The sequence below is a fragment of the Terracoccus luteus genome, from assembly GCF_003635045.1.
Taxonomy (GTDB): domain Bacteria; phylum Actinomycetota; class Actinomycetes; order Actinomycetales; family Dermatophilaceae; genus Terracoccus; species Terracoccus luteus.
Window position 1 is genome coordinate 1,162,591 of sequence record NZ_RBXT01000001.1, and the last position, 21,989, is coordinate 1,184,579.

Annotated in this window: 19 protein-coding genes; 12 read left to right on the forward strand and 7 right to left on the reverse strand. The window is 73.9% G+C overall.

Annotation, left to right across the window (positions count from 1 at the left end):
- Positions 1 to 9: 9 nt before the first annotated feature.
- A complete protein-coding gene (gene hflX, locus DFJ68_RS05340; RefSeq protein ID WP_420823651.1) occupies positions 10 to 1,605 on the forward strand; it encodes a GTPase HflX in 1,596 nt (531 codons plus the stop codon).
- A gap of 88 nt (positions 1,606 to 1,693) precedes the next feature.
- Here the strand turns inward: hflX and DFJ68_RS05345 are convergent, their stop codons facing one another.
- On the reverse strand, positions 1,694 to 1,924 hold the full coding sequence (locus DFJ68_RS05345; RefSeq protein WP_121031631.1) for a hypothetical protein: 231 nt from the start codon (positions 1,922 to 1,924) through the stop codon (positions 1,694 to 1,696).
- 254 nt (positions 1,925 to 2,178) lie between these two features.
- On the opposite strand from DFJ68_RS05345, the gene DFJ68_RS05350 reads away from it, so the two are divergent.
- From DFJ68_RS05350 to rpsT, 4 genes are all read left to right on the forward strand, one after another.
- Positions 2,179 to 3,294, forward strand: a complete 1,116-nt coding sequence (locus DFJ68_RS05350) for a GNAT family N-acetyltransferase (protein WP_245963480.1) — start codon at positions 2,179 to 2,181, stop codon at positions 3,292 to 3,294.
- A gap of 93 nt (positions 3,295 to 3,387) precedes the next feature.
- The gene (locus DFJ68_RS05355) at positions 3,388 to 5,640 is read left to right on the forward strand and encodes an ATP-dependent DNA helicase (protein WP_121031633.1); all 2,253 of its coding nucleotides are present in this window, start codon (positions 3,388 to 3,390) and stop codon (positions 5,638 to 5,640) included.
- Positions 5,641 to 5,678: 38 nt separating this feature from the next.
- A complete protein-coding gene (holA, locus tag DFJ68_RS05360) occupies positions 5,679 to 6,638 on the forward strand; it encodes a DNA polymerase III subunit delta (RefSeq protein ID WP_121031635.1) in 960 nt (319 codons plus the stop codon).
- Positions 6,639 to 6,854: 216 nt separating this feature from the next.
- The gene (gene rpsT, locus DFJ68_RS05365; RefSeq protein WP_121031637.1) at positions 6,855 to 7,115 is read left to right on the forward strand and encodes a 30S ribosomal protein S20; all 261 of its coding nucleotides are present in this window, start codon (positions 6,855 to 6,857) and stop codon (positions 7,113 to 7,115) included.
- A 193-nt stretch (positions 7,116 to 7,308) separates the two neighbouring features.
- Here the strand turns inward: rpsT and DFJ68_RS05370 are convergent, their stop codons facing one another.
- Positions 7,309 to 7,851, reverse strand: coding sequence for a type II toxin-antitoxin system PemK/MazF family toxin (locus DFJ68_RS05370; protein WP_121031639.1), 543 nt, complete (start codon positions 7,849 to 7,851; stop codon positions 7,309 to 7,311).
- Positions 7,852 to 7,941: 90 nt separating this feature from the next.
- Between DFJ68_RS05370 and DFJ68_RS05375 the strand changes: the two genes are divergently transcribed.
- Complete coding sequence (locus DFJ68_RS05375) at positions 7,942 to 9,204, forward strand: MFS transporter (protein WP_121031641.1); 1,263 nt, start codon at positions 7,942 to 7,944, stop codon at positions 9,202 to 9,204.
- A gap of 244 nt (positions 9,205 to 9,448) precedes the next feature.
- Here DFJ68_RS05375 and DFJ68_RS05380 read toward each other — a convergent pair whose 3' ends face one another.
- A complete protein-coding gene (locus DFJ68_RS05380; protein WP_211333274.1) occupies positions 9,449 to 10,543 on the reverse strand; it encodes a M48 family metallopeptidase in 1,095 nt (364 codons plus the stop codon).
- A 271-nt stretch (positions 10,544 to 10,814) separates the two neighbouring features.
- On the opposite strand from DFJ68_RS05380, the gene lepA reads away from it, so the two are divergent.
- The 3 genes from lepA to DFJ68_RS05395 all read left to right on the forward strand — a co-directional run bounded on the left by lepA (position 10,815) and on the right by DFJ68_RS05395 (position 14,050).
- Positions 10,815 to 12,653: a translation elongation factor 4 gene (gene lepA, locus DFJ68_RS05385; RefSeq protein WP_121031643.1), complete on the forward strand. Its 1,839-nt coding sequence runs from the start codon at positions 10,815 to 10,817 to the stop codon at positions 12,651 to 12,653.
- 70 nt (positions 12,654 to 12,723) lie between these two features.
- Positions 12,724 to 13,560 (forward strand): helix-turn-helix domain-containing protein, encoded by an 837-nt coding sequence (locus tag DFJ68_RS05390; protein WP_121031645.1) that lies wholly within the window; start codon positions 12,724 to 12,726, stop codon positions 13,558 to 13,560.
- A 79-nt stretch (positions 13,561 to 13,639) separates the two neighbouring features.
- Positions 13,640 to 14,050, forward strand: a complete 411-nt coding sequence (locus DFJ68_RS05395) for a VOC family protein (protein ID WP_121031647.1) — start codon at positions 13,640 to 13,642, stop codon at positions 14,048 to 14,050.
- Here DFJ68_RS05395 and DFJ68_RS05400 read toward each other — a convergent pair.
- The 3 genes from DFJ68_RS05400 to DFJ68_RS05410 all read right to left on the reverse strand — a co-directional run bounded on the left by DFJ68_RS05400 (position 14,038) and on the right by DFJ68_RS05410 (position 15,699).
- Positions 14,038 to 14,943: a tyrosine-protein phosphatase gene (locus tag DFJ68_RS05400; RefSeq protein WP_121031649.1), complete on the reverse strand. Its 906-nt coding sequence runs from the start codon at positions 14,941 to 14,943 to the stop codon at positions 14,038 to 14,040. The two genes, DFJ68_RS05395 and DFJ68_RS05400, sit on opposite strands and share 13 nt — an antisense overlap.
- A 67-nt stretch (positions 14,944 to 15,010) precedes the next feature.
- Positions 15,011 to 15,328 carry a DMT family transporter gene (locus tag DFJ68_RS05405; protein ID WP_121031652.1) on the reverse strand — a complete coding sequence of 106 codons (318 nt, stop codon included), beginning with the start codon at positions 15,326 to 15,328 and terminating at the stop codon, positions 15,011 to 15,013.
- Complete coding sequence (locus DFJ68_RS05410; RefSeq protein ID WP_121031654.1) at positions 15,328 to 15,699, reverse strand: DMT family transporter; 372 nt, start codon at positions 15,697 to 15,699, stop codon at positions 15,328 to 15,330. The genes DFJ68_RS05405 and DFJ68_RS05410 overlap by 1 nt, the downstream gene beginning before the upstream one ends.
- 71 nt (positions 15,700 to 15,770) lie before the next feature.
- On the opposite strand from DFJ68_RS05410, the gene hemW reads away from it, so the two are divergent.
- From hemW to DFJ68_RS05425, 3 genes are all read left to right on the forward strand, one after another.
- Positions 15,771 to 17,135, forward strand: coding sequence for a radical SAM family heme chaperone HemW (hemW, locus tag DFJ68_RS05415; protein WP_121031656.1), 1,365 nt, complete (start codon positions 15,771 to 15,773; stop codon positions 17,133 to 17,135).
- The gene (locus tag DFJ68_RS05420; RefSeq protein ID WP_121031658.1) at positions 17,132 to 18,634 is read left to right on the forward strand and encodes an aldehyde dehydrogenase family protein; all 1,503 of its coding nucleotides are present in this window, start codon (positions 17,132 to 17,134) and stop codon (positions 18,632 to 18,634) included. The genes hemW and DFJ68_RS05420 overlap by 4 nt, the downstream gene beginning before the upstream one ends.
- A gap of 300 nt (positions 18,635 to 18,934) precedes the next feature.
- A complete protein-coding gene (locus DFJ68_RS05425) occupies positions 18,935 to 20,788 on the forward strand; it encodes a CHAP domain-containing protein (protein WP_121031660.1) in 1,854 nt (617 codons plus the stop codon).
- A 65-nt stretch (positions 20,789 to 20,853) separates the two neighbouring features.
- Here the strand turns inward: DFJ68_RS05425 and DFJ68_RS05430 are convergent, their stop codons facing one another.
- The gene (locus DFJ68_RS05430; RefSeq protein WP_211333454.1) at positions 20,854 to 21,729 is read right to left on the reverse strand and encodes a DUF3097 domain-containing protein; all 876 of its coding nucleotides are present in this window, start codon (positions 21,727 to 21,729) and stop codon (positions 20,854 to 20,856) included.
- Positions 21,730 to 21,989: the final 260 nt, after the last annotated feature.

Consider the following 21,989-nt stretch of genomic DNA (forward strand, 5'->3'; position numbering starts at 1 on the left):
AGGGAGAACATGCGAACGAAGAACACCGTGCCAGCGACCCACCAGCCGACCGACCAGCTCACCGACGAGCTCACCGGGATCACCGACGATCCGACCGGCATGACCGACGAGATACCGGACGGCGTCACGCCCGACACCGCCCACGTCACCGGTCGCCGGTCCCGTCGCGACCTGCTCGAGTCCCGCGCGGCCGCGCTCTCGGCGAGCGACCCGGCATCCGACGAGTTCGACCGCCCGCTCTACGACGGCGACCAGCTCGAACGTGACGAGCGCGCGGCGCTGCGGCGCGTCAACGGCCTGTCGACCGAGCTCGAGGACGTCACCGAGGTCGAGTACCGGCGGCTGCGTCTCGAGCGCGTCGTGCTCGCCAGCGTCTGGAGCGAGGGCACGGCAGAGGATGCCGAGAACTCCCTCCGTGAGCTCGCCGCCCTCGCCGAGACGGCGGGCTCGACGGTGCTCGAGGGCGTCATGCAGCGCCGGCAGCGGCCGGACGCCGCGACCTACTTCGGCAAGGGCAAGGCCATCGAGCTGCGTGACATCGTCGTCGCCGAGGGCGCCGACACCGTCATCTGCGACGACGAGCTCGCCCCGAGCCAGCGCCGTGCCCTCGAGGACGTCGTCAAGGTCAAGGTCATCGACCGCACCGCCCTCATCCTCGACATCTTCGCCCAGCACGCCAAGAGCCGGGAGGGCAAGGCGCAGGTCGAGCTGGCCCAGCTGCAGTACCTGCTCCCGCGTCTGCGCGGCTGGGGCGAGTCGATGTCGCGGCAGGCCGGTGGCCAGGCGGCCGGCGGCCAGGGGATGGGCTCGCGCGGACCCGGTGAGACGAAGATCGAGCTCGACCGCCGTCGCATCAACACCCGCGTCGCCAAGCTCAAGCGCGACATCAAGGACATGAAGAACAACCGCGACACGAAGCGGTCGAGCCGGGCGCACCACGGCGTGCCGAGCGTCGCCATCGCCGGCTACACCAACGCCGGCAAGAGCTCGCTGCTCAACCGCCTCACGGGCGCCGGTGTGCTCGTCGAGAACCAGCTCTTCGCGACGCTCGACCCGACCGTGCGCCGGGCCGAGACCGCCGACGGCCGCGTCTACACACTGGCCGACACCGTCGGGTTCGTCCGCGCCCTGCCGACGCAGCTCGTCGAGGCCTTCCGCTCCACCCTCGAGGAGGTGTCCGGCGCCGACCTGCTGCTGCACGTCGTCGACGGCTCGCACCCCGACCCCGAGGGCCAGATCAGCGCGGTGCGCGCGGTGCTGGCCGACGTCGGCGGCGACCAGATCAAGGAGGTCGTCGTCGTCAACAAGGCCGACATCGCCGACCCGGAGGTGCTCGACCGGCTGCGCCGCCACGAGCGGCACTGCGTCACCGTGTCGGCCCGCACCGGCGAGGGCATCGAGGCCCTGCTCGAGGTCGTCGCCCACGAGCTGCCCAAGCCCGAGATCGAGGTCAAGGCGGTCATCCCCTACGACCGCGGCGACCTCGTGAGCCGGCTGCACGCCGAGGCCGAGGTGCTCTCGACCGAGCACCGTGAGGAGGGCACCTTCGCCCACGCGAAGGTCGGCCCGGCCCTCGAGCACGAGCTTTCGGCCTTCGCCGTCTGAGCCCGGACGCGACCGGTGACGCGCTGGCGGGGTGGGTGCCTGCGGCCCCACCCCGTCAGCGCGTCACCACCGTGTCACCGCGGAGCGGTCAGCGGCCGGTCGTCACGCGGTCGGATGCCGGCCGGTGGCGCCACGCGTACGAGCAGTACGTCGTGACGGCGCAGAGGTAGAGCACGCCGAGGTAGAGGTGCGCCCCGACGACACGCTGCTTGCCGAGGACGATCTGCAGCACGACGACCACGAGCAGGGCGACGGCGAACCACAGCGGCCAGCTCGTCCCCTCGTCGCGGCGCAGCAGCAGCGACGCGACGAGGCACACGACGACCGCCGTGACGACGAGGTACGCGTTGACGAGGTGCGCCGTCTCCAGGCCTCGCTCTTGGGCCTCGTGATGAGCGAGGCGGCCAGGCCCGAGCCGAAGCCCGCCTGCCCGAGGGCGAGGGCGAAGAGCACGGTCGTGGCGATCCGGAGCGCACGCAGGGCCATGCGCCCACTGTAGGGCGGCGCGGGGCCCGGTGCCGTCCTGAGGTGGCCCTGAAGCGGTGTCGGCGGCGTCGGGCAGGATGCCGGTTCGTGACCCCCTCGACCCCGGAGCCCGCCCCAGCCGTCCTCCACCCGCTGCCCGAGCCCGGCGGTGTGTGGCTGACGACGCCGCGGCTGACCCTGCGCCGGCCCGTCATGGACGACCTCGAGGGCTACCGGCGGGTGCACGGAGACCCGCGCACGTACGCCCACGCCCCGGCATCCCGGCCCGACGCGGAACGGTGCCGCGAGCGGTTGGAGGAGGACCTCGACGCCTGGCGTGACCACGGCGTCGGCTACGCCGCGGTGATCGACACCGCGACGGGCGAGCTCGTGGGCTGGGCGGGGCTGCGTCGTCAGCGGCCCGACGGTCGGCCGGTGCTGCTCAACCTCTACCACCGCCTCGTGCACGCACGGCTCGGGCAGGGGCTGGGCCGTGAGCTGGCCCGGGCCCTGCTCACGTGGGCCCTCGAGTGGCGTGAGGAGCCCGTCGGCGCCCTCGTCGACGAGGGCAACCACGCGTCCCTCGCGACGTGCCGCTCGGCCGGGCTCCTCGAGGTGGGCGTGCGCCCCCACGCGGACGGGAAGCCCATGGTCGCGTTCGAGGCGCCGGAGCTCATTGTGGCGGGCGCGACGGAGGTCGGGGGCGTGGACCGGGACGAGGTGCTCGACCTGTGGATGCGCGTCAACGAGGCGGGCGGTGCGGTGGGCTTCGTCCCGGGGACGCCTCGGGGCGACGTGGCCGTCGCTCTCGACACCCACCTCGAGGCGGTGCGGGCCGGACGGGCCCTGCTCGTCACGTTGCGCGCCCCCGACTCCGGGCTGCTCGCGCTCGGGTTCTGGCTCGCCCCGGGCTCGCGGCGCCAGGAGCACGTGGCCTGGCTCGTGCGGCTCATGGTCGACCCGGAGCGCCAGGGCCGCAACCTCGGTCGGCTGACGCTGGCGGCCATGACCGGCGTCGCCCGTCGCGAGCTGCCGCACGTGCGCCTGCTGCGGCTCGACTACCGGGGCGGCCTCGGTCTCGGGCGCTTCTACGAGGCCAACGGGTGGACCGAGGTCGGCCGCATCGCCGAGGGGCTGCGGATGGGCGGCGACGACTACCGCGACGACGTCGCCATGGCCCGCCGGGTCGACGGCCGGCCGCTCCTGCCCGACGGCGGCTTCTGACGGCGGCTTCTGACGGCGGCTGGTACACCGGCCCGGGCGTCGGCCTGGGGATGTCGGTCGAGGGCGGGGCGCCGTGCGGCATACCCTTGCCGGATGGCCGCCACCCCCTCGCTCGACGACCTCCTGCACGCGGCCGTGACGAGCGTCGGGGGAGCCGAGCGCCCGGGGCAGGTCGACATGGCCCGGGCCGTCGCCCGGGCGGTCGACGAGGGCGAGCACCTGCTCGTCCAGGCGGGGACGGGCACCGGCAAGTCGCTCGCCTACCTCGTCCCGGCCGTCGCCCACGCCGTCGAGGTCGGCAAGCCGGCCGTCGTGGCGACCGCGACGCTGGCGCTGCAGGCGCAGATCGTCGACCGCGACATGCCGCGGGTCGCCGACGCCCTGACCCCGCTGCTGGGGCGGCGCCCGACCTACGCGCTCGTCAAGGGCCGCCGCAACTACGTGTGCCTCAACAAGCTCGAGGGCGGCTTCCCCGACGACGAGGAGGGCCTGTTCGGCGTGGGGCAGGTCGACGCCTCCGCAGGCCGGCTCGGCCAGGAGGTCGTCCGGCTGCGCGAGTGGGCAGACCAGACCGACTCCGGCGACCGTGACGAGCTCGTGCCGGGCGTCTCCGAGCGGGCGTGGCGGCAGGTGTCGGTGTCGGCCCACGAGTGCCTCGGCAGCAAGTGCCCCCTCGTCACGGAGTGCTTCGTCGAGCGGGCCCGCGAGGCGGCCAAGGACGTCGACGTCATCGTCACCAACCACTCGTTCATGGCCATCGACGCCTTCGAGGGGCGCCAGATGCTGCCCGAGCACGACGTCCTGGTCGTCGACGAGGCGCACGAGCTCGTCGACCGCGTCACGGCCACCGTCACCGACGAGCTGAGCGGCGGCATGGTCGCGGCCGCGGCCAAGCGCGCCGGTCGGCTCAGCGAGAGCACGGCCCAGCTCGACGAGGCGGGCGAGCTGCTCGCAGCCTCCCTCGAGAACGTCGAGGAGGGGCGTCTGCTCGGCGTGCCGGATGCCGTTGGGCTGGCCCTCGCCCGTGTGCGCGACACCGCGCGCGCCGTGCAGAGCGACCTCAAGCCGCCGCCGGGGCAGGACGTCGACGGCGCCCGCCAGGTGGCCCGCGCCGCCGTCGACGAGGTGCACGAGAACGCCGAGCGCATCCTCGAGGAGCGCGAGCTCGACGTCGTCTGGTGCAGCCGCGACCCGCGCCGCGGGCCGGTGCTGCGCGTCGCCCCGATGAGCGTGGCCATGCTCGTGCGCGACAAGGTCTTCGACGACCGCACCGTCGTGCTCACCTCCGCCACCCTCGAGCTGGGTGGCACCTTCGACGCGGTGGCCGGCACGATCGGGCTGCGCGGGCAAGGCGCCCCGGCCTGGCAGGGGCTCGACGTCGGCAGCCCGTTCGACTACCCGCGCCAGGCCATCGCGTACGTCGCGACCCACCTGCCGCCGCCCGGGCGCGACGGGACGAGCGAGGCCGTGCTCGACGAGATCGAGCAGCTCGTGCGGGCCGCGGGCGGGCGCACCCTCGGGCTGTTCTCCTCGACGCGTGCCGCGCAGAACGCCGCCGAGGTCATGCGGGCGCGGCTCGGCGACGACTTCCCCGTCCTGTGCCAGGGTGAGGACCAGATCAGCACGCTCGTGCGCCAGTTCGCCCGCGAGCCGCGCACCTGCCTCTTCGGCACCCTGACCCTGTGGCAGGGCGTCGACGTCCCCGGCAGCTCGTGCCAGCTCGTCATCATCGACCGCATCCCCTTCCCGCGGCCCGACGACCCGCTGGCCTCGGCGCGCTCGCAGGCCATCGGGCGCATGGGTGGCAACGGCTTCATGGCCGTGTCGGCGACGCACGCGGCGCTGCGGCTCGCACAGGGCGCCGGCCGTCTCGTGCGCCGCGGTGACGACCGCGGGGTCGTCGCCTTCCTCGACTCGCGCATGATGACGGCGCGCTACGCCGAGTTCCTCCAGCGCTCGCTCCCGCCGTTCTGGCCGACGACCGACCGCGACCGGGTCCTGTCGGCCCTGAGACGCCTCGACGAGACGGCGCCCCCGCCGCTTCCCGTCGCCGAGCCCGCCCTGCGCAGCCTCACCGGCGCGACGGCCGCGCCGGCCGCCGGTGGCGACGGGGCCGAGCACCCCCGCCCGGTCGCCCCGCCCCCGCCCGTGGCGGAGTCGAGCCGCACCGGCGTCACGTCCGGACACGCGTGGACCGACGAGCAGGACGACGAGCTGCGCGACGCCGCCGAGGCCGGCATGCAGCTCGACGAGCTCGTCGAGCACTTCGAGCTGCCCGAGCAGACCATCGCCGCCCGGCTCGAGCAGCTGGGCCTCACCCTCGCCAGCGGCGCCCTCTTCGAGTGACGCGCAGCGCTGTCGCCGGTGCGTGGCAGCATGGGCGCATGCCGCCGGTCGCCGTCCCCCCGCTGGTGCTCGTCACCGGCCCCGAGGAGGTCCTCGTCGATCGGGCCGTGGCCGCCGTCGTCGCCTCGGCCAGGGCGGCGGATGCCGACGTGGTGGCCCTCGACGCCGCCACGTACGAGCCGGGCGCGGTCGCGGTGCACGCCAGCCCCTCGCTCTTCGGCGGTCGCACCTGCATCGTCGTCCGAGACCTCCAGGACGCCGCCGACGACCTGCAGGACGACGTCGTCGCCCTCGTCAAGGACCCCGCGCCGGAGGTCTCGCTCGTCCTCGTCCACCGAGGCGGCCCCCGGGGCAAGCGTGTGCTCGACGCGGCTAGGAAGGCCGGCGCCGAGGTGGTCGACTGCCCGGCGGTCAAGAGCGACCGCGACAAGGGCGAGTTCGTCCAGCGCGAGTTCGCCTCGGCCCGGCGCACCATCACGAGCGAGGGGGTCCGGGCCCTCGTCGAGGCGGTCGGCCGCGACCTGCGCGAGCTGGCGGCGGCATGCGCCCAGCTCGTGGCCGACACCGAGGGCACCGTCGACGACGCGGTGGTCGACACGTACCACGGCGGCAAGGTCGAGGCGACCGGCTTCCGGGTCGCCGACGCCGCCGTCGCCGGGCAGCAGGGCGAGGCGCTGCGGCTGCTCCGCCACGCCATCGCGACGGGCGTGGACCCCGTCCCCATCGTCGCCGTGCTCGCCTCGCAGCTGCGCCAGCTCGTCAAGGTCGGCTCCGCCGGCCGCGGCAGCTCGGCCCAGCTCGCACGCAGCCTCGGCATGGCACCGTGGCAGGTCGACAAGGCGCGGCGCGTCGTCGGTCACTGGACCGGCGAGGGCCTCGCGGTTGCCGTGCAGGCCGTCGCCGCCGCCGACTTCGAGGTCAAGGGGGGCGGCCGCGACCCGGTCTACGCCGTCGAACGCGCGATCCTCACCGTCTCCCGGGCCCGCGCCCTGCGCTGACGGCACCTGGCCACCGCCGCGCGATCCCCGCGGGGTCAGGCCGGTTTGGAGCGGGCGCCCCCGCGCTGGTAACTTTGACCGTCGCGTGCGCGCTCAGGTCGTGCGCGCATGCAGCATGACCCGGAGCCGTTCACGCAGGGTGTCCCCACGCCCGGTCCCGAACGCGCTCTGCCGCCCTCTAACGGCAACCATCCGACCCAGCGAAAGAAACCACACGTGGCAAACATCAAGTCGCAGCTCAAGCGCATCAAGACCAACGCTGCGCGCACCGAGCGCAACAAGGCCTACAAGAGCGAGCTCCGCACCTGGATCCGCAAGTTCCGCGTCGCCGCGGAGTCGGGCGACAAGGACGCGGCCGCCGAGGCCCTCAAGAACGCGTCGAAGAAGCTTGACAAGGCCGTGAGCAAGGGCGTCATCCACGCCAACCAGGCCGCCAACAAGAAGTCGTCGATGGCCCGCAAGGCCGCGTCGCTCTGACCCCGGCACCACTGGTACCGCACGCCTGACGGCGTGCCGCCGACAGGCCCGTCACCCTCCGGTGACGGGCCTTCGTCGTACCCGTCCGTGTCGTCGCCCGTGTGCCCACCGTGTGGTCAGCGGGTCGTCACCGGGTCCGCCCGCGTCCCGAACCCACCCGGACGGGTCGTGGCCGACAGGCCCGCCCGTCACGTCAGCCGAGCGCGGCCCGGGCGCCGGCGACGACGGCGTCGTAGCGGTCTCGGGGCAGCACGGCGCCCTCACGGCGCACCGCTGCGGGGTCGACGCGGATGAGCCGGTTGACCCGCACCTCGCTGGCCCGACCGCGCCGGTCCCACGGACCCGAGCCGATGTCGACCCACTCACGCCCGGCCCGCCGCTCCTGCGCCTCGTCGCGGTCGTGGTCCTTGCTCGTCAGGGCGAGCGCGACGAGCCACGCACCGTCGCGGCCGACCACGAGCACGGGGCGGTCCTTGCCCTGGCGGTGGTCCTCCTCGTACGGCACCCAGGTCCAGACGATCTCGCCCGGATCGGGCCGCCCGTCCGGCTTCGGGGCGTACGTCGTGTCGGGCAGCCGGTCGGCGTCGCCCGGGTACGCGCGGTGCGGCGCTCCGGCATCCGGCGTGGTGCTGTTCGGCGTCGTTCGTGCGGGCGTCGACCCACTGCCGCCCCGACCGGACGCCGGTGCGGTGAGGTCGCGCACGAGCCGGACGAGTCGCTGCAGGGTGCTGGCCATGGGAATGACCGTAGTGCCCGGCCCGTTACCATCGGGGTCATCGCGGGTCGACGGAGATCCTTCCCATCCCGACCGAAGGACGCCTCACCCGTGAGCACCACCCAGCGCCGCACCGCGCTCGCCATCGTAGCCATCGCCCTCGGCGGCTTCGCCATCGGCACGACGGAGTTCGTGACGATGGGCCTGCTGCCCCAGATCGCCGACGGCACCGGCGTCGACATCCCGACAGCCGGCCACTACGTGTCGGCCTACGCCCTCGGCGTCGTCGTCGGGGCGCCGCTCATCGCCGTCCTCGCGGCCCGCGTGCCGCGCAAGGCGCTGCTCATGGCGCTCATGGCCGTCTTCGCCGTCAGCCACCTCGCGACCACCTTCGTCGACACCTACCCGTCGCTGCTCGCGGTGCGTTTCGTGTCGGGGCTGCCGCACGGCGCCTACTTCGGCATCGGCGCGCTCGTCGCCGCCTCGCTCGTCTCGCGGGAGCGCCGCACCGCGGCCATCGCGACGATCCTCGGTGGGCTCGGGGTCGCCAACGTGCTCGGGGTGCCGCTGGCCACCCTGCTGGGACAACGTTTCTCGTGGCACCTGCCGTACGTCGCTGTCGGCGTCGTCGGTCTCGTCACGGTCGTCGCCGTCGGGCTGCTGCTGCCGCGCCAGGCGCCGGAGCAGGCCGCCTCGATGCGCACCGAGCTGAGCGCGCTGCGTCGCGGGCAGGTGTGGCTCGCGCTGCTCATCGGCACCGTCGGCTTCGGCGGCATGTTCGCCATGTACAGCTACATCACGCCCACGATGACCGAGCTGACCGGCCTCGCCGAGTCGGCCGTCCCGTGGGTGCTCATGGCCTACGGCATCGGCATGGTCACCGGCATGGTGCTCGCCGGCCGGGTCGCCGCCCGTTTCGGTGTCATGCGCGGCATCCTCGTCTCGATGGTCGCCGTCGCGGTGCTGCTCGGCCTCTTCGGCACTGCCGCCCACGTGGTCTGGGCCGCCGTGGCCTTCGTCTTCCTGCTCGGCCTCGTGCCCTCGATCGTCGTGCCGCTGCTGCAGACGCGCCTCATGGACGTCGCCCGCGACGGTCAGTCGCTCGCGGCGACCCTCAACCACTCGACGCTCAACATCGCCAACGCCCTCGGCGCCTGGCTCGGATCGCTCGTGCTCACGGCGGGCTACGGCTACGGCGCCCCGAGCCTCGTCGGTGCCGGCCTCGCCGTGCTCGGCGTCGGCATCGCGGCCCTGTCGGCCGGTCTCGAGCGTCGCGACCGCCGCCGCGGGGTCCCGGCGAGCCGCCTGGATGCCGACGCGGCCGGGTCGGACACGCCGGCACCCACCGCGGTGCGCGAGGTCACCCCCGTCTGAGGCGCGGTCCCACCCACTCCGGCCCCCGGCATCCTGCTCGAACGAACCGTTCGGTGCCGAACGCGCCGCCCGTGCCCCTCACGCATCTGCCCGAACGAACCGTTCGGTGCCGAACACGCCGTTCGTGTTCGAACACGCCGGCACACCGGCGCGTTCGACGAGCGGCACGGGGTTCGACCTCGAACGGTTCGTTCGGTCCGGGCCCCCACGGAGGTGACCAGGCCGGGCCTGGAGGCCCGGCCCGTCAGGCCGGGCCGGAGCCCTGCGGCGGCCCGTACGGGGCGTCCGACGGCGCGGTGGGGTCGGGTCGGGTGGCGTCGACCGGGGCGAACGGCCGGCCCACCCCGGGCGCACCGGCTGGCACCGTGCCGTACGACGATGACGGCGCGGCGCCCAGCAGTCGCGGCGGGGGAGTGGGCTCGAAGCCGACCCGGGCCGGCAGCGAGTAGGAGGCCGGGTCGACCGCCTGCGTCCAGAGCCACGGTGCCCGCGGACGCCAGAGCAGCCGCCCGGGCGTGCGCCGGTCGCGCAGCGCGTGCATGCGCCAGGTCAGCACCGGGTGCGACGCGGCGGCGTTGACGGTCCAGACGAAGAAGCCGGGCTCGGTGACGGCGCGGTCGGCCATCGCGTCGGCGTCGACCGAGCGGCCGAGGTACTTGCCGCCGGCGAGCGTCGCCATGGCCCCGCGCGCGCCCTGCGGCACGAGCGCGTGCCCGTAGTTGTCCGCCGTGTACTCCTGCGCCCGGCTGAGGGTCGAGCCGAGCAGCGGGACCCACTGCGAGGCGAAGGTGCCGAGCATCCGCCAGTAGCTCGTGTGCCCGGCGGCGATGTGACCGACCTCGTGGGCGATGACGAAGCGCAGGGCGTCGGGGTCGCGGGCGGCGCCGCCGACCTCGAGCAGGTCGCTGTAGACGATGACGAAGCGGCGGAAGCCGTGACCGGACGCGGCCGCGTTGATGAGCCCGTTGCCGCCGACCACCCAGGCGTCGGGGACGTAGGGCAGGCCCGAGCGCGCCGCCGCGTCGACGAGCATGGCGTGGGCCTCGGGGAACTGGCTCGGCGTCAGCTTGATGCCGTTGGTGCGCTGCTGCGCCCACAGCTGCCCGCGGCCGAACCACAGCAGCACCGGCGCGAAGAGCAGCGCGAGGGCGTAGACGTCGGGCGTCCGGTCCTCGTCCGCGGCGGTGACCACCTCCGCGATCGCGAGCAGCAGCAGCAGGAACGAGCCGACGACGGCGACGACGAGCGTGAGGATCTCCCTCGGGTGGCGCACGGCCTTACGCATCGGCACCTGGCTGCCGGGCGGCGCCGGCAGCGGCTGCATGGGTGGCGGCTTCATGCGCACATTGTGCGGCACACCCGTCGCCGTCACGCCCGCCGCGGCCACCCACGGCGACCGCAAGGCCGAGATGCGGCCACCCACGGCGACCGCAAGGCCGAGATGCGGCCACCCACGGCGACCGCAAGGCCGAGATGCGGCCACCCCGCGGTCACGGCACGGCCACGGTGCGGGCGCCGGGGCCGCGGTGACCGGCATCCGGCCCGGACGTGGGACACTGTGACGTCCGCCCGTTCTCGCACCCCCCGAGGTTCGCCGCACCGTGTCGCCCATGGCCCGCTCCGCGTTGGCACCCAACGCAACGCCGCCGGACCTGATCCGCAACTTCTGCATCATCGCGCACATCGACCACGGCAAGTCGACCCTCGCCGACCGGATGCTGCAGCTGACGGGCGTCGTCGACGCCCGCGCGATGCGCGCCCAGTACCTCGACCGCATGGACATCGAGCGTGAGCGCGGCATCACGATCAAGAGCCAGGCCGTTCGGATGCCGTGGGAGAGCGAGGGCGTCACGTACGCCCTCAACATGATCGACACCCCCGGGCACGTCGACTTCACGTACGAGGTGAGCCGCTCGCTCGCCGCCTGCGAGGGGGCCGTGCTGCTCGTCGATGCGGCGCAGGGCATCGAGGCGCAGACCCTCGCGAACCTGTACCTCGCGATGGAGAACGACCTCACCGTCATCCCGGTGCTCAACAAGATCGACCTGCCGGCCGCCCAGCCCGAGAAGTACGCGGAGGAGCTGGCCAAGCTCATCGGCGTCGAGCCCGAGGCCTGCCTGCGCGTGTCCGGCAAGACCGGTGAGGGCGTCGAGCCGCTGCTCAACGAGATCGTGCGTCAGCTGCCCGCGCCGACCGGTGACGCCGACGCGCCCGCCCGCGCGATGATCTTCGACTCGGTCTACGACACCTACCGCGGCGTCGTCACCTACGTGCGCGTCGTCGACGGCAACCTCAACCCCCGCGAGAAGATCGTCATGATGTCGACGCGGGCGACCCACGAGCTGCTCGAGATCGGCGTCATCAGCCCCGAGCCGGTGCCCGGCAAGGGCCTCGGCGTCGGCGAGGTCGGCTACCTCATCACCGGGGTGAAGGACGTGCGGCAGTCGCGCGTCGGTGACACGGTGACGAACGCGAGCAAGCCGGCGACCGACGACCTCGGTGGCTACCGCGACCCCAAGCCGATGGTCTTCTCGGGGCTCTACCCCATCGACGGCAGCGACTACCCCGACCTGCGCGAGGCGCTCGACAAGCTCAAGCTCAACGACGCTGCGCTCGTCTACGAGCCGGAGACGTCGGCGGCGCTCGGCTTCGGCTTCCGCGTCGGCTTCCTCGGCCTGCTGCACCTCGAGATCGTGCGCGAGCGCCTCGAGCGCGAGTTCGGCCTCGACCTCATCTCGACGCAGCCCAACGTCGTCTACGACGTGACGATGGACGACGGCAAGGACATCCACGTCACGAACCCGAGCGAGTTCCCCGAGGGCAAGATCCGCGAGGTGACCGAGCCGGTCGTGCGGGCCACGGTGCTGGCCCCGAGCGAGTTCGTCGGCGCGATCATGGAGCTGTGCCAGCAGAAGCGCGGCGTGCTGCGCGGCATGGACTACCTCAGCGAGGACCGCGTCGAGATGCGGTACACCCTGCCGCTGGCCGAGATCGTCTTCGACTTCTTCGACCAGCTCAAGTCGCGCACCCGCGGCTACGCCTCGCTCGACTACGAGCCCGACGGCGAGCAGGTGGCCGACCTCGTCAAGGTGCAGATCCTGCTGCAGGGCGAGAGCGTCGACGCCTTCAGCGCGATCGTGCACAAGGACAAGGCCTACGCCTACGGCGTCATGATGGCGGGCAAGCTCAAGGACCTCATCCCGCGCCAGCAGTTCGAGGTGCCGATCCAGGCCGCCATCGGCGCACGCATCATCGCCCGCGAGAACATCCGCGCCATCCGCAAGGACGTCCTCGCCAAGTGCTACGGCGGCGACATCAGCCGCAAGCGCAAGCTGCTCGAGAAGCAGAAGGAGGGCAAGAAGCGGATGAAGATGGTCGGCCGCGTCGAGGTCCCCCAGGAGGCGTTCGTCGCCGCCCTCAGCAGCGACGGCGACAAGGGCAAGAAGTAGCCGACCACCGGCTCCACCTGACCTGACCCGACCTGGCCCGACGCGACGGCTCCGGCGTAGCGTGGCCCGTATGGCCGCGCAGTCGGAGCACCACGAGACGGTGGCGTCCGGCGCGCTGGCGCCGTTCGTCACGCGCGTGGTCGGCTACCGTCTGAGCGGTTTCGAGCCGGGCGTCCACGTGGGGATGCCGTCGAGCACCCTGACGCTGGTCGTGCCGTTGGACGCGCCGCTGACCCTGTCGAGCGGACGGTCCGGCCGGCGCCGTGACGTCGAGGCTGTGGTCGCAGGACTGGCCGTCGCCCCGGAGCACATCCACCACGACGGGGTGCAGCACGGCGTGCAGCTGGCCCTGCACCCCGACGCCGCCCCGGCCCTGTTCGGGGTGCCCGCGGCGGCGCTGGCTCACGAGTCCTTCGAGCTCGGCGACGTGCTCGACGAGCTGGTCGGGGCCGGCGCGGTGTCGACCCTGCGGGAGCGGATGCACGAGACCGACTGCTGGACGACGAGGTTCGCGCTCGTCCTCGGGCTGCTCACCGCGGCCCGCTCGCGGGTGGGCGACCGACCTGCGGCCGGCCGGGTCGCCCCCGAGGTGCAGGAGGCGTGGCGGGTCGTGGAGCGGTCGGACGGGCGGGTGCCGGTGCGTGACGTGGCCCGGTCGGTGGGGTGGTCGGTGCGCCACCTGCAGCAGCGCTTCGGGGCGGCCTACGGCCTCGGTCCCAAGGCCGCCGCGCGGGTCCGTCGCTTCGAGCGGTCGGTGCCGCTCGTCTCGGCGGCCCGGCTGCCGCTGACCCGGGTCGCCCTCGACTGCGGCTGGTCCGACCACGCCCACATGGATCGCGACTGGCGCGACCTGGCCGGCACCTCCCCGAGCCGTTGGCGGGCCGACGACGCCCTCATCGGCACCTGAGGTCGCCGCTCGCCGACGCCGACGTACGGAGTGCGCATTCGTCCAAGACGGGGAGCCCGTGAGGCGGCAGGGTGGGCCCATGGACGAGACGATCACGCCGGGACCATCGACGACCGACCACAACGTGTGGGTGGGCCTCAGCTACGAGGACCCGCTCGCGGCGCGCGACTGGCTTCGCGCTCTGGGTTTCCGCGACGGCATCCTCGTCGAGGGGGAGCACGGCGAGGTGGTGCACAGCGAGATGGTGTGGCCCGAGGGCGGCCGGGTCATGGTCTCGAGCCGGGCCCGCGCCGACGGCACGTTCGTGTCGGCGCCCGGAGCGGCGACGGTGTACGTCGTCACCGACGACGTCGAGGCGGTGCACGAGCGGGCGCAGCGTCTGGGCGCGCGCGTGGTCCGCCCGCTGGCCACGAGCGACTACGGTTCGAGCGAGTTCTCGGTCGTCGACCCCGAGGGGAACTCGTTCAGCTTCGGCACCTACTCCGGCTGACCGGCATCCCCCGGTCCGTCAGCGGCGGCCCGGTCGTCACTGTGGGCGTCGGGGGCGAGCAGCTTGCGCCGCAGCCGCTCGACGTCGTCGGCGTCGAAGCCGTGGCCCGCCAGCCAGGCGTGCACCCCGCCCAGACGGTTCTCGAGGGCGTCGAGCAGCAGTCGCATCGTGTCGGTCGTCGGCGACTGCTGGGCCACCGACTTGTCGCGCAGGTTGGCGGCGTAGGCCGGCCGCTGGCGGAGGCGGTCGAGGATGCGGGGCACGCGCTCCGCCGAGGCGGCGTAGTCGGCCTCGATCTCCTCGTCGGGCACGCCGACCGCCTTGAGGGCGACGCCGACGACGGTGCCCGTGCGGTCCTTGCCCGCGGCGCAGTGCACGACCACCGCGCCCTCCCCGTCGGCGACGGCGCGCAGCGCGGCGACGATCGAGTCGGGTCGCTGGTCGAGGTAGGACAGGTAGTGCTGCGACCAGAACTCGTCGTGCGACGGCGGGGTCGCGGCCGGCGACGAGGGCGACGCGGCCTCGGCGGCGCGCCGGGTCGCGGCCGCCTCGGCGTCACCGCGCTCCCACGGCAGCGAGCGCTCGGCGGCGGGGATGCCGCTCTCGTCGGTGTCCTCGCGGTAGAGGGTGAGGTGGTGGTGGCGCACCTCGGGCAGCGCCCGCAGCGGGCCCTCGCCCTCGCGCACCACCTCGACGTCGGTGCGCAGGTCGACGACGTCGGTCAATCCGTAGCGCGCGACGAGGGTGCGCACCGAGTCGGCGGGCAGGTCCTGCAGGTTGTCCGACCGCAGCAGGCGCCGGGCCTGCACGACCTCGCCCCGCTCGGTGGTCAACCCTCCGAGGTCACGCATGTTGACGACGCCGGCCAGCTCGATCCAGTTGGGTTCAGCCACGCTCCCGACCCTAGGCGATGGCCCACTGCATGGTGTCGGCGCTGTCGGCGCCGCCGCCCGGCCAGCGTCAGGCGGACCCGAGCTCGACGAGCAGCACGCCCCCGGCGATGAGGGCGATGCCGGCCGCCATGACGGGCGTCAGGGGCTCCTCGAAGAGCACCCGCGACGCGACGGCCGTCAGGGCGACGCCCACGGCGGCCCAGACGCCGTAGGCGACGCCGAGCGGCAGCCCGGCCGCCAGGGTGAGGCTGAGGAAGGCGAAAGCAGCGAGGTACCCGGCCACGACGACCGCGTAGAGCGACCGTCGACCACGGGCGGCCGAGCGCAGGCAGAGCGTCGCCGTCACCTCCGTGAGGATCGCGCCCGCGAGGTAGAGCCAGGCCATCAGCTCGGCCCTCCCGTCGCCCGGGCCCGCTCGCGGGCGGCCCGCTGCGAGCCGAGCTCGACCGTCAGCACGCCGGCGATGATGAGCACGATGCCCAGGCCCATGAGCCCGGTGAGGGCCTCGTCGAAGACGAGCGACGACGCGACGGCGGTGAGGGCGACGCCGAGGGCGCCCCAGACGCCGTAGGCGACCCCGAGCGGCATGCCGCGGCGCAGCACGAGGGCCAGCAGGGTGAACGAGGCGAGGTAGCCCACGGCGACGACCCCGTAGAGCGCCGGCCGGTCGAGCGCGCCCTTGAGCGAGAGCGACGCCGTCACCTCGCTGACGATGGCGGTGCCGAGCAGCGCCCAGGCGGTCGGGGAGGTGGCCACGGCCCCGAGTCTGACAGCCGCGCGACAGGTGCCGGGGCGGGTGGTGGTGCCGCGGCTGTGACAATGGGTGGATGCCGCCCTCCGCCCTCCCCGACGGCGAGCCCGCCCCGGCGTCGGGCGAGCTCCCCCCCGCCTCCCTGCGCGCCCTGCCCGACGGAGAGCTCGGCGTGTACGTGCACGTGCCGTTCTGTTCGGTGCGGTGCGGCTACTGCGACTTCAACACCTACACCCTCACCGAGCTCGGTGGCCCCGACGCCCGCGTCGGCCTCGACACCTACGCCGACGCCGCCCTGCTCGAGCTGGACCTGGCCGCCCGGGTGCTCGGCCCGGACGCCCCGCCCGTGTCGACCGTGTTCGTCGGCGGGGGCACGCCGACCATGCTGCGGTCGGCCGACCTCGTGAGGGTGCTCGACGGCATCCGTGAGCGGTTCGGCCTCACCGACGACGCCGAGGTCACGACCGAGGCCAATCCCGACAGCGTCTCGCCGGAGTCGGTGGCCGAGCTGGCCCGCGGCGGGTTCACCCGCGTCTCGCTCGGCATGCAGTCGGCGGTGCCGCACGTGCTGCGGACGCTGGAGCGGACGCACGACCCCGCCAACGTGGCCCGGGCCCTGCACGCGGTGCGGGCGGCCGGGATGCAGGTCAGCCTCGACCTCATCTACGGCACGCCGGGGGAGTCGCTCGAGGACTGGCGCACCAGCCTCGAGACGGCGCTCGCGCTGGAGCCGGACCACGTGTCGGCCTACGCGCTCGTCGTCGAGGACGGCACCAAGCTCGCCGCCCAGGTGCGGCGCGGGGTCGTCGCCGCCCCCGACGACGACGACGAGGCCGACAAGTACGAGCTGGCCGACGACCTGCTCTCGGCCGCCGGCTACGGCTGGTACGAGGTGAGCAACTGGGCCCGCGACGAGGCGTCACGGTGCCGGCACAACCTCGCCTACTGGCGCGGCACGAGCTGGTGGGGCGTCGGTCCCGGGGCGCACAGCCACGTCGGCGGGACGCGCTGGTGGAACGCCAAGCACCCGGTGGCGTGGGCCGGCCGGCTCGCCGCAGGGGAGTCCCCGGCGCAGGCCCGCGAGGTCCTGACGGAGGACCAGCGCCACGACGAGCGGGTGCTGCTCGGGAGCCGCCTCGTCGAGGGACTGCCGCTCGACGAGCTCGGTGGGTCGGGCGCCGGTGGGTCCGGCGCCGGTGGGCGTGGCGCGATCGCCGGGCTCATCGCCGACGGGCTCGTCGACGGGGCGGCGGCGGTGGGTCGGCGACGGGTCGTGCTCACGCGCCGGGGCCGCCTGCTCGCCGACACGGTCGTGCACCGCCTCCTCGGTGGGGCGGACGAGAGCTCGGGCGTCCCGGCCGCGCCCGCCACCGGCGATGCACCGACCGACCTGTCGGGCGACCTGACCCCCCACCTCACCCGCTACGAGGAGCGAGCATGAGCGCGACGACGAGGCCTCTCGGTCACGACACGGGAGCGACTGCGACACAGGGTGACTCGAGCGGGCGGCATCCGGTGGGGTCGGCCGGTGACGCCAGCTCGGCACCCACCCCGCCGGTCACGCCGACGGAGGCCGTGAGGCGGGCCCGGGCCGTCTTCGCCTCCGGCGTGACCAGGCCCGTCGACTGGCGCCTGGCGCGGCTGGCCGAGCTGCGGCGACTGCTCACCGAGCAGGAGGACGTGCTGTGCGCCGCGCTGCACGACGACCTGCGCAAGAGCCGCACGGAGGCCATGGTCACCGAGGTCGGCTTCCTCGTGCGGGAGGTCGACCACACCCGACGGCACCTCGCCGGGTGGCTGCGTCCGAGGCGGGTGCCCGTGCCGCTCACGCTGGGGGGAGGGCGCGCCTCGGTCGTGCCGGAACCCCTCGGCGTCGTCACCGTCATCGCACCCTGGAACTACCCCGTGCAGCTGTGCCTCAGCCCCGTGCTGGGCGCGCTGGCGGCCGGCAACACCGTCGTGCTCAAGCCGAGCGAGCTGGCGCCGGCGACGTCGCGCGCGCTCGCCACGCTGCTGCCCCGCTACGTGGGCGAGGGGGCGGTGCAGGTCGTCGAGGGCGGGGTCGCCGAGACGACCGAGCTGCTGTCGCGACGCGTCGACCACGTCTTCTACACCGGCAACGGCACCGTGGGCCGGGTCGTGCTCGAGGCCGCGGCCCGCCACCTCACCCCCGTGACCCTCGAGCTGGGGGGCAAGTCGCCGGCCTACGTCGACCCCTCGGCCGACCTCGCCGTCACGGCGAGGCGGCTCGTGTGGGGCAAGTTCACCAACGCCGGGCAGACGTGCATCGCCCCCGACTACGTCCTCGCGACGCCGGCGGTGCTCGACCGGCTGACGCCGCTGCTCGCGCGGGCCGTCGAGGACTTCTTCGGCGACGACCCCCGCCGCTCCGACGACTTCGGTCGCATCGTCAGCGACCGTCACGTGCAGCGGCTCGCCGGGCTGCTCGAGGGGCAGCGCTGCGTCACCGGGGGAGGTGTCGACGCGGCCGAGCGCTACGTCGCCCCGACCGTGCTCGCCGACGTCGACCCGGCCTCCGCCGTCATGGCCGAGGAGATCTTCGGCCCCGTCCTGCCCCTCGTCGCGGTGCCCGACCTCGACGCCGCCATCGCCTTCGTCGTCGAGCGGGACAAGCCCCTCGCGCTCTACGTCTTCGCCGACGACCCGCTCGTCGAGCGCCGGTTCGAGCGCGAGACCTCGTCGGGGGCCCTCGCCGTCAACATGCCGCTCGCGCACGTGGCGGTGCCGGACCTGCCCTTCGGCGGCGTCGGGGCCAGCGGGACGGGCAGCTACCACGGCCGAGCGTCCGTCGAGCTGTTCAGCCACCACAAGCCCGTGCTGCGCCAGCGCACCCGACCCGACACGGCGGCCCTGCTCTACCCGCCGTCGCGCAGCCTGCGGGCGCGCCTGGCCTCGCGCCTCATGGGTCTGGGTCGCTGACCCCGGGCCGAGGCAGAGGGGCTCTTCGACCAATCGGACAAGCAACCGGTTACACCCCGAAGGGTGCACCTGTACCGCGTATCTCAGGATTCACAGGAAACTTCCTGTGCCTCTCCCTTCACGCGGCGTGTCGACTTGACTACATTTGCGCGGGTCTTTGCCGAACCCCTCCCCCCTGGAGTCGTCGTGACCGAGCGCTGCCCCCTGCCAGCCATCACACCGTCCACCGTCCATCCCGACGGCTCGTCGCGACCGACAGGTCGGCACCGCCCCGCCGGTCGCTGGTCCCGGGTCACCTCCATGCTCGCCACGGTCGTCGTGGCCGCGGCGCTCGGACCCGTCGCCGCGACCTCGGCGACCGCCGACGACAGCCCGACCCGCACCGCCACGAGCACGACCGGCAGCACGAGCAAGAGCGGCACCACCGGCCCGAAGGGCTCGACGAGCACGACGTCGGCGCCGTCGCCCGCGGTGCCCGGCGAGACCCCCCGCGACGTCCAGGGCCCCCCGCCCGCCCGGGCCGTCGACCCCGCCCCCGCCCCGGCCGCCGCCTCCGACGACGGCCGGTCCGCCTCGGGCGCCAACCGCCTCAGCGCCGCCCGCGAGTGGATCGTGCTCTGCACCGGCTTCTCCGGCTGCAACGCCGCCGGCCGCGGCAACGCCGGCTACGAGTCGGTCTACCGGCAGAGCTTCTGGTCGCAGTACAGCGGCCACAACTGCACGAACTACGTCGCCTACCGCCTCATCCGCAACGGCATGTCGGCGACGCGTCCGGCGGGCGCCAAGGGCTACGCCCGCGACTGGGGCGTCAACATGGCGAGCCAGACGAACGACACCCCGGCCGTGGGTTCCGTGGCCTGGTGGGACACGAGCTTCTCGTCGAGCGGTCACGTCGCCTACGTCGAGCAGGTCATCAGCAACGACCAGGTCATCATCTCCGAGGACAACTGGGGCGGTGACTTCCGTTGGCGCACCGTCAGCCGCGACGGTGGGCGCTGGCCGCAGGGCTTCATCCACCTCAAGGACGTCGCCGCCGGCGCGCCCGCCCCGGTGGCCACGTACAAGCCCGTCGTGACCTCACGCCTGCTCGACACGCGCACCGCCAACGGCGTGAGCACCCGCACCCCGGTCGGCGCCGGCGGCGAGGTCTCGGTCCAGGTCGCCGGGCGCGGTGGCCTGCCGACCACCGGCGTCGGCTCGGCCCTCATCAACATCTCCGTCGTCAGCCCCAGCGCCTCGGGCTACGTGACCACCTACCCGTCGGGCTACAGCCGGCCGACGGCGCGCAGCGTCAGCTACCCCTACGGCACGAGCACGAGCTCGTCCTTCGTGTCCCGGGTGGGCTCGGATGGTCGGATCCGGCTCTACACCTCGGCCGGCGCCCACCTCACCGTCGACGTGGTCGGCTGGTACCCCAACGGCTCGTCGCTGTCGACGATCGTGCCGAAGCGTCTGCTCGACACCCGGAACGGCACGAACGTGACCAAGGGCCGCCTGCCCGACCGCGGGCGCGTCGACGTCCAGGTAGCCGGCACGTCCGGCGTCCCGAGCACGGGCGTGGCGTCCGTCGTGCTCGGCGTCTCGGCCGAGAACACGTCCCGCGGTGGGTGGCTGACGGCCTGGCCGGCGGGCAGCTCGCGACCGGTCACGACCCACGTCTTCGCCGAGCCCGGGCGCGCGAGCACGTCCACCGTCGTCACCCGGGTCGGCTCGACCGGCAAGGTGTCCATCGACACCGAGGCCAGCACCGACCTCATGGTCGACGTCCTGGGGTGGTTCCCGACCGGGGCCGACTACGCCGCCGTCACCCCGAGCCGTCTGCTCGACACGCGGACCGGCGTCGGCGGCTACTCGGGACGGGTGCCCGCGGGCGGCGTCGTCAAGTTCCAGGCGGCCGGGCGCGGTGGCGTCCCGTCGTCGGGGGTCAAGGCCGTGTCGGTCACCGTCACCACCCTCGCCTCGACGGCAGGCGGCGCCCTGACCGTCTACCCAAGCACGTGGTCGCGCCCCGGGGTCGGCAACGTGCTCTTCGCCGGCGGTCGCACGGTCGTCAACGCAGCGGTCCTCCCGGTCGCCTCCGACGGCACCATCGCGGTCTGGAGCTCGGTCCCGTCCTACGTGGTCGTCGATATCCAGGGCTGGGTCCGCTCCTAGCCTGCACCCCGAGGCCGTGACGTGCGGGTGGATGCCGGTCGGCATCCACCCGCACGTGCGTCCGGTCAGGCGGTGGGCTCGGTGACGAAGTCGATGAGCTCCTCGACGCTCGCGAGCAGCGTCGGCTCGAGGTCGGCGTACGTGCGCACCGTCCCGAGGATCCGCTTCCAGGCGCGCGCGATGTCGGCCTGGTCGTCGTGGGGCCACCCGAGGGCGGCGCAGATGCCGTGCTTCCAGGAGGTGCCGCGGGGGATGACCGGCCACTGCGACCAGCCCAGCCGCTCGGGCCGCACCGACTGCCAGACGTCGACGTACGGGTGACCGAGCACCTTGACGTGCGCCGAGAAGCCGGGCAGGGCCTGCGCCTGCGCGACGATGCGCGCCTCCTTCGTGCCCGGCACGAGGTGGTCGACGAGCACCCCGAGGCGGCGACCCGGACCCGGCTCGAAGTCGGCGACGATCCCGGCGAGGTCGTCGACGCCGTCCATGAGCTCGACGACGACGCCCTCGACGCGCAGGTCGTCGCCCCACACCTTCTCGACGAGCTCGGCGTCGTGGCGGCCCTCGACGTAGATGCGCGAGCCGCTCGCGACCCGCGCCCGCGCGCCCGTCACCGCCACCGAGCCGCTCGCCGTGCGGGCGCCGGCCTGCCGGGCCCGGGTGAGGGCCGCCTCGGCCGCCCGGCGGGGGGCGGTGAGCGCGACGGGGCGGCCGTCGAGCAGGAAGCCCGGCCCGAGGGGGAAGCCCTTCGTGCGACCACGACGGTCCTCGAGGTGCACGACGTGCACCCCGCCGGCCTTCTCGACCCGCACGACCGCCCCGACCCATCCCGTCTCGACGTCCTCGACGACGAGACCGGGCTCGGCCGGGGTCGGCTCGGAGCGCCCCCGCGGGGGTCGCTTCCAGTCGCCGGAGAGGACGTCGGATCCGTAGCGGTCGATCGGTGGCACCCCGGGAGGCTATGCCGGGCGTGCCCCCGGCCCGGGCAGCGACGCGCGACCCGTGCGCGCCCGACCGTGCCCGCCCAACCGTGGGCGACCGTGCCCGAGCCTGCGCCGGCCCGACGCCGGCGGGAGGTCACGGCGGCGGCGGACCCCGTGACCCGGCATCCGGTGCGTTCGGCCTTGGGGGCCGCTCGGCGTAGACTTGGCACTCGGACGCAGGGAGTGCCAGAGCGGTGGCCCGACGGCGAGAGGGAGGT

Coding starts and splice junctions, on each gene's coding strand:
- DFJ68_RS05380 (WP_211333274.1), bottom strand. CDS start 10,543: ATGAAGCCGCCACCCATGCAGCCGCTGCCGGCGCCGCCCGGCAGCCAG.
- holA (WP_121031635.1), top strand. CDS start 5,679: ATGCCGCCGGTCGCCGTCCCCCCGCTGGTGCTCGTCACCGGCCCCGAG.
- lepA (WP_121031643.1), top strand. CDS start 10,815: ATGGCCCGCTCCGCGTTGGCACCCAACGCAACGCCGCCGGACCTGATC.
- DFJ68_RS05370 (WP_121031639.1), bottom strand. CDS start 7,851: ATGGCCAGCACCCTGCAGCGACTCGTCCGGCTCGTGCGCGACCTCACC.
- DFJ68_RS05425 (WP_121031660.1), top strand. CDS start 18,935: ATGCTCGCCACGGTCGTCGTGGCCGCGGCGCTCGGACCCGTCGCCGCG.
- hemW (WP_121031656.1), top strand. CDS start 15,771: ATGCCGCCCTCCGCCCTCCCCGACGGCGAGCCCGCCCCGGCGTCGGGC.
- DFJ68_RS05390 (WP_121031645.1), top strand. CDS start 12,724: ATGGCCGCGCAGTCGGAGCACCACGAGACGGTGGCGTCCGGCGCGCTG.
- DFJ68_RS05355 (WP_121031633.1), top strand. CDS start 3,388: ATGGCCGCCACCCCCTCGCTCGACGACCTCCTGCACGCGGCCGTGACG.
- DFJ68_RS05405 (WP_121031652.1), bottom strand. CDS start 15,328: ATGGCCTGGCTCTACCTCGCGGGCGCGATCCTCACGGAGGTGACGGCG.
- DFJ68_RS05395 (WP_121031647.1), top strand. CDS start 13,640: ATGGACGAGACGATCACGCCGGGACCATCGACGACCGACCACAACGTG.
- DFJ68_RS05420 (WP_121031658.1), top strand. CDS start 17,132: ATGAGCGCGACGACGAGGCCTCTCGGTCACGACACGGGAGCGACTGCG.
- hflX (WP_420823651.1), top strand. CDS start 10: ATGCGAACGAAGAACACCGTGCCAGCGACCCACCAGCCGACCGACCAG.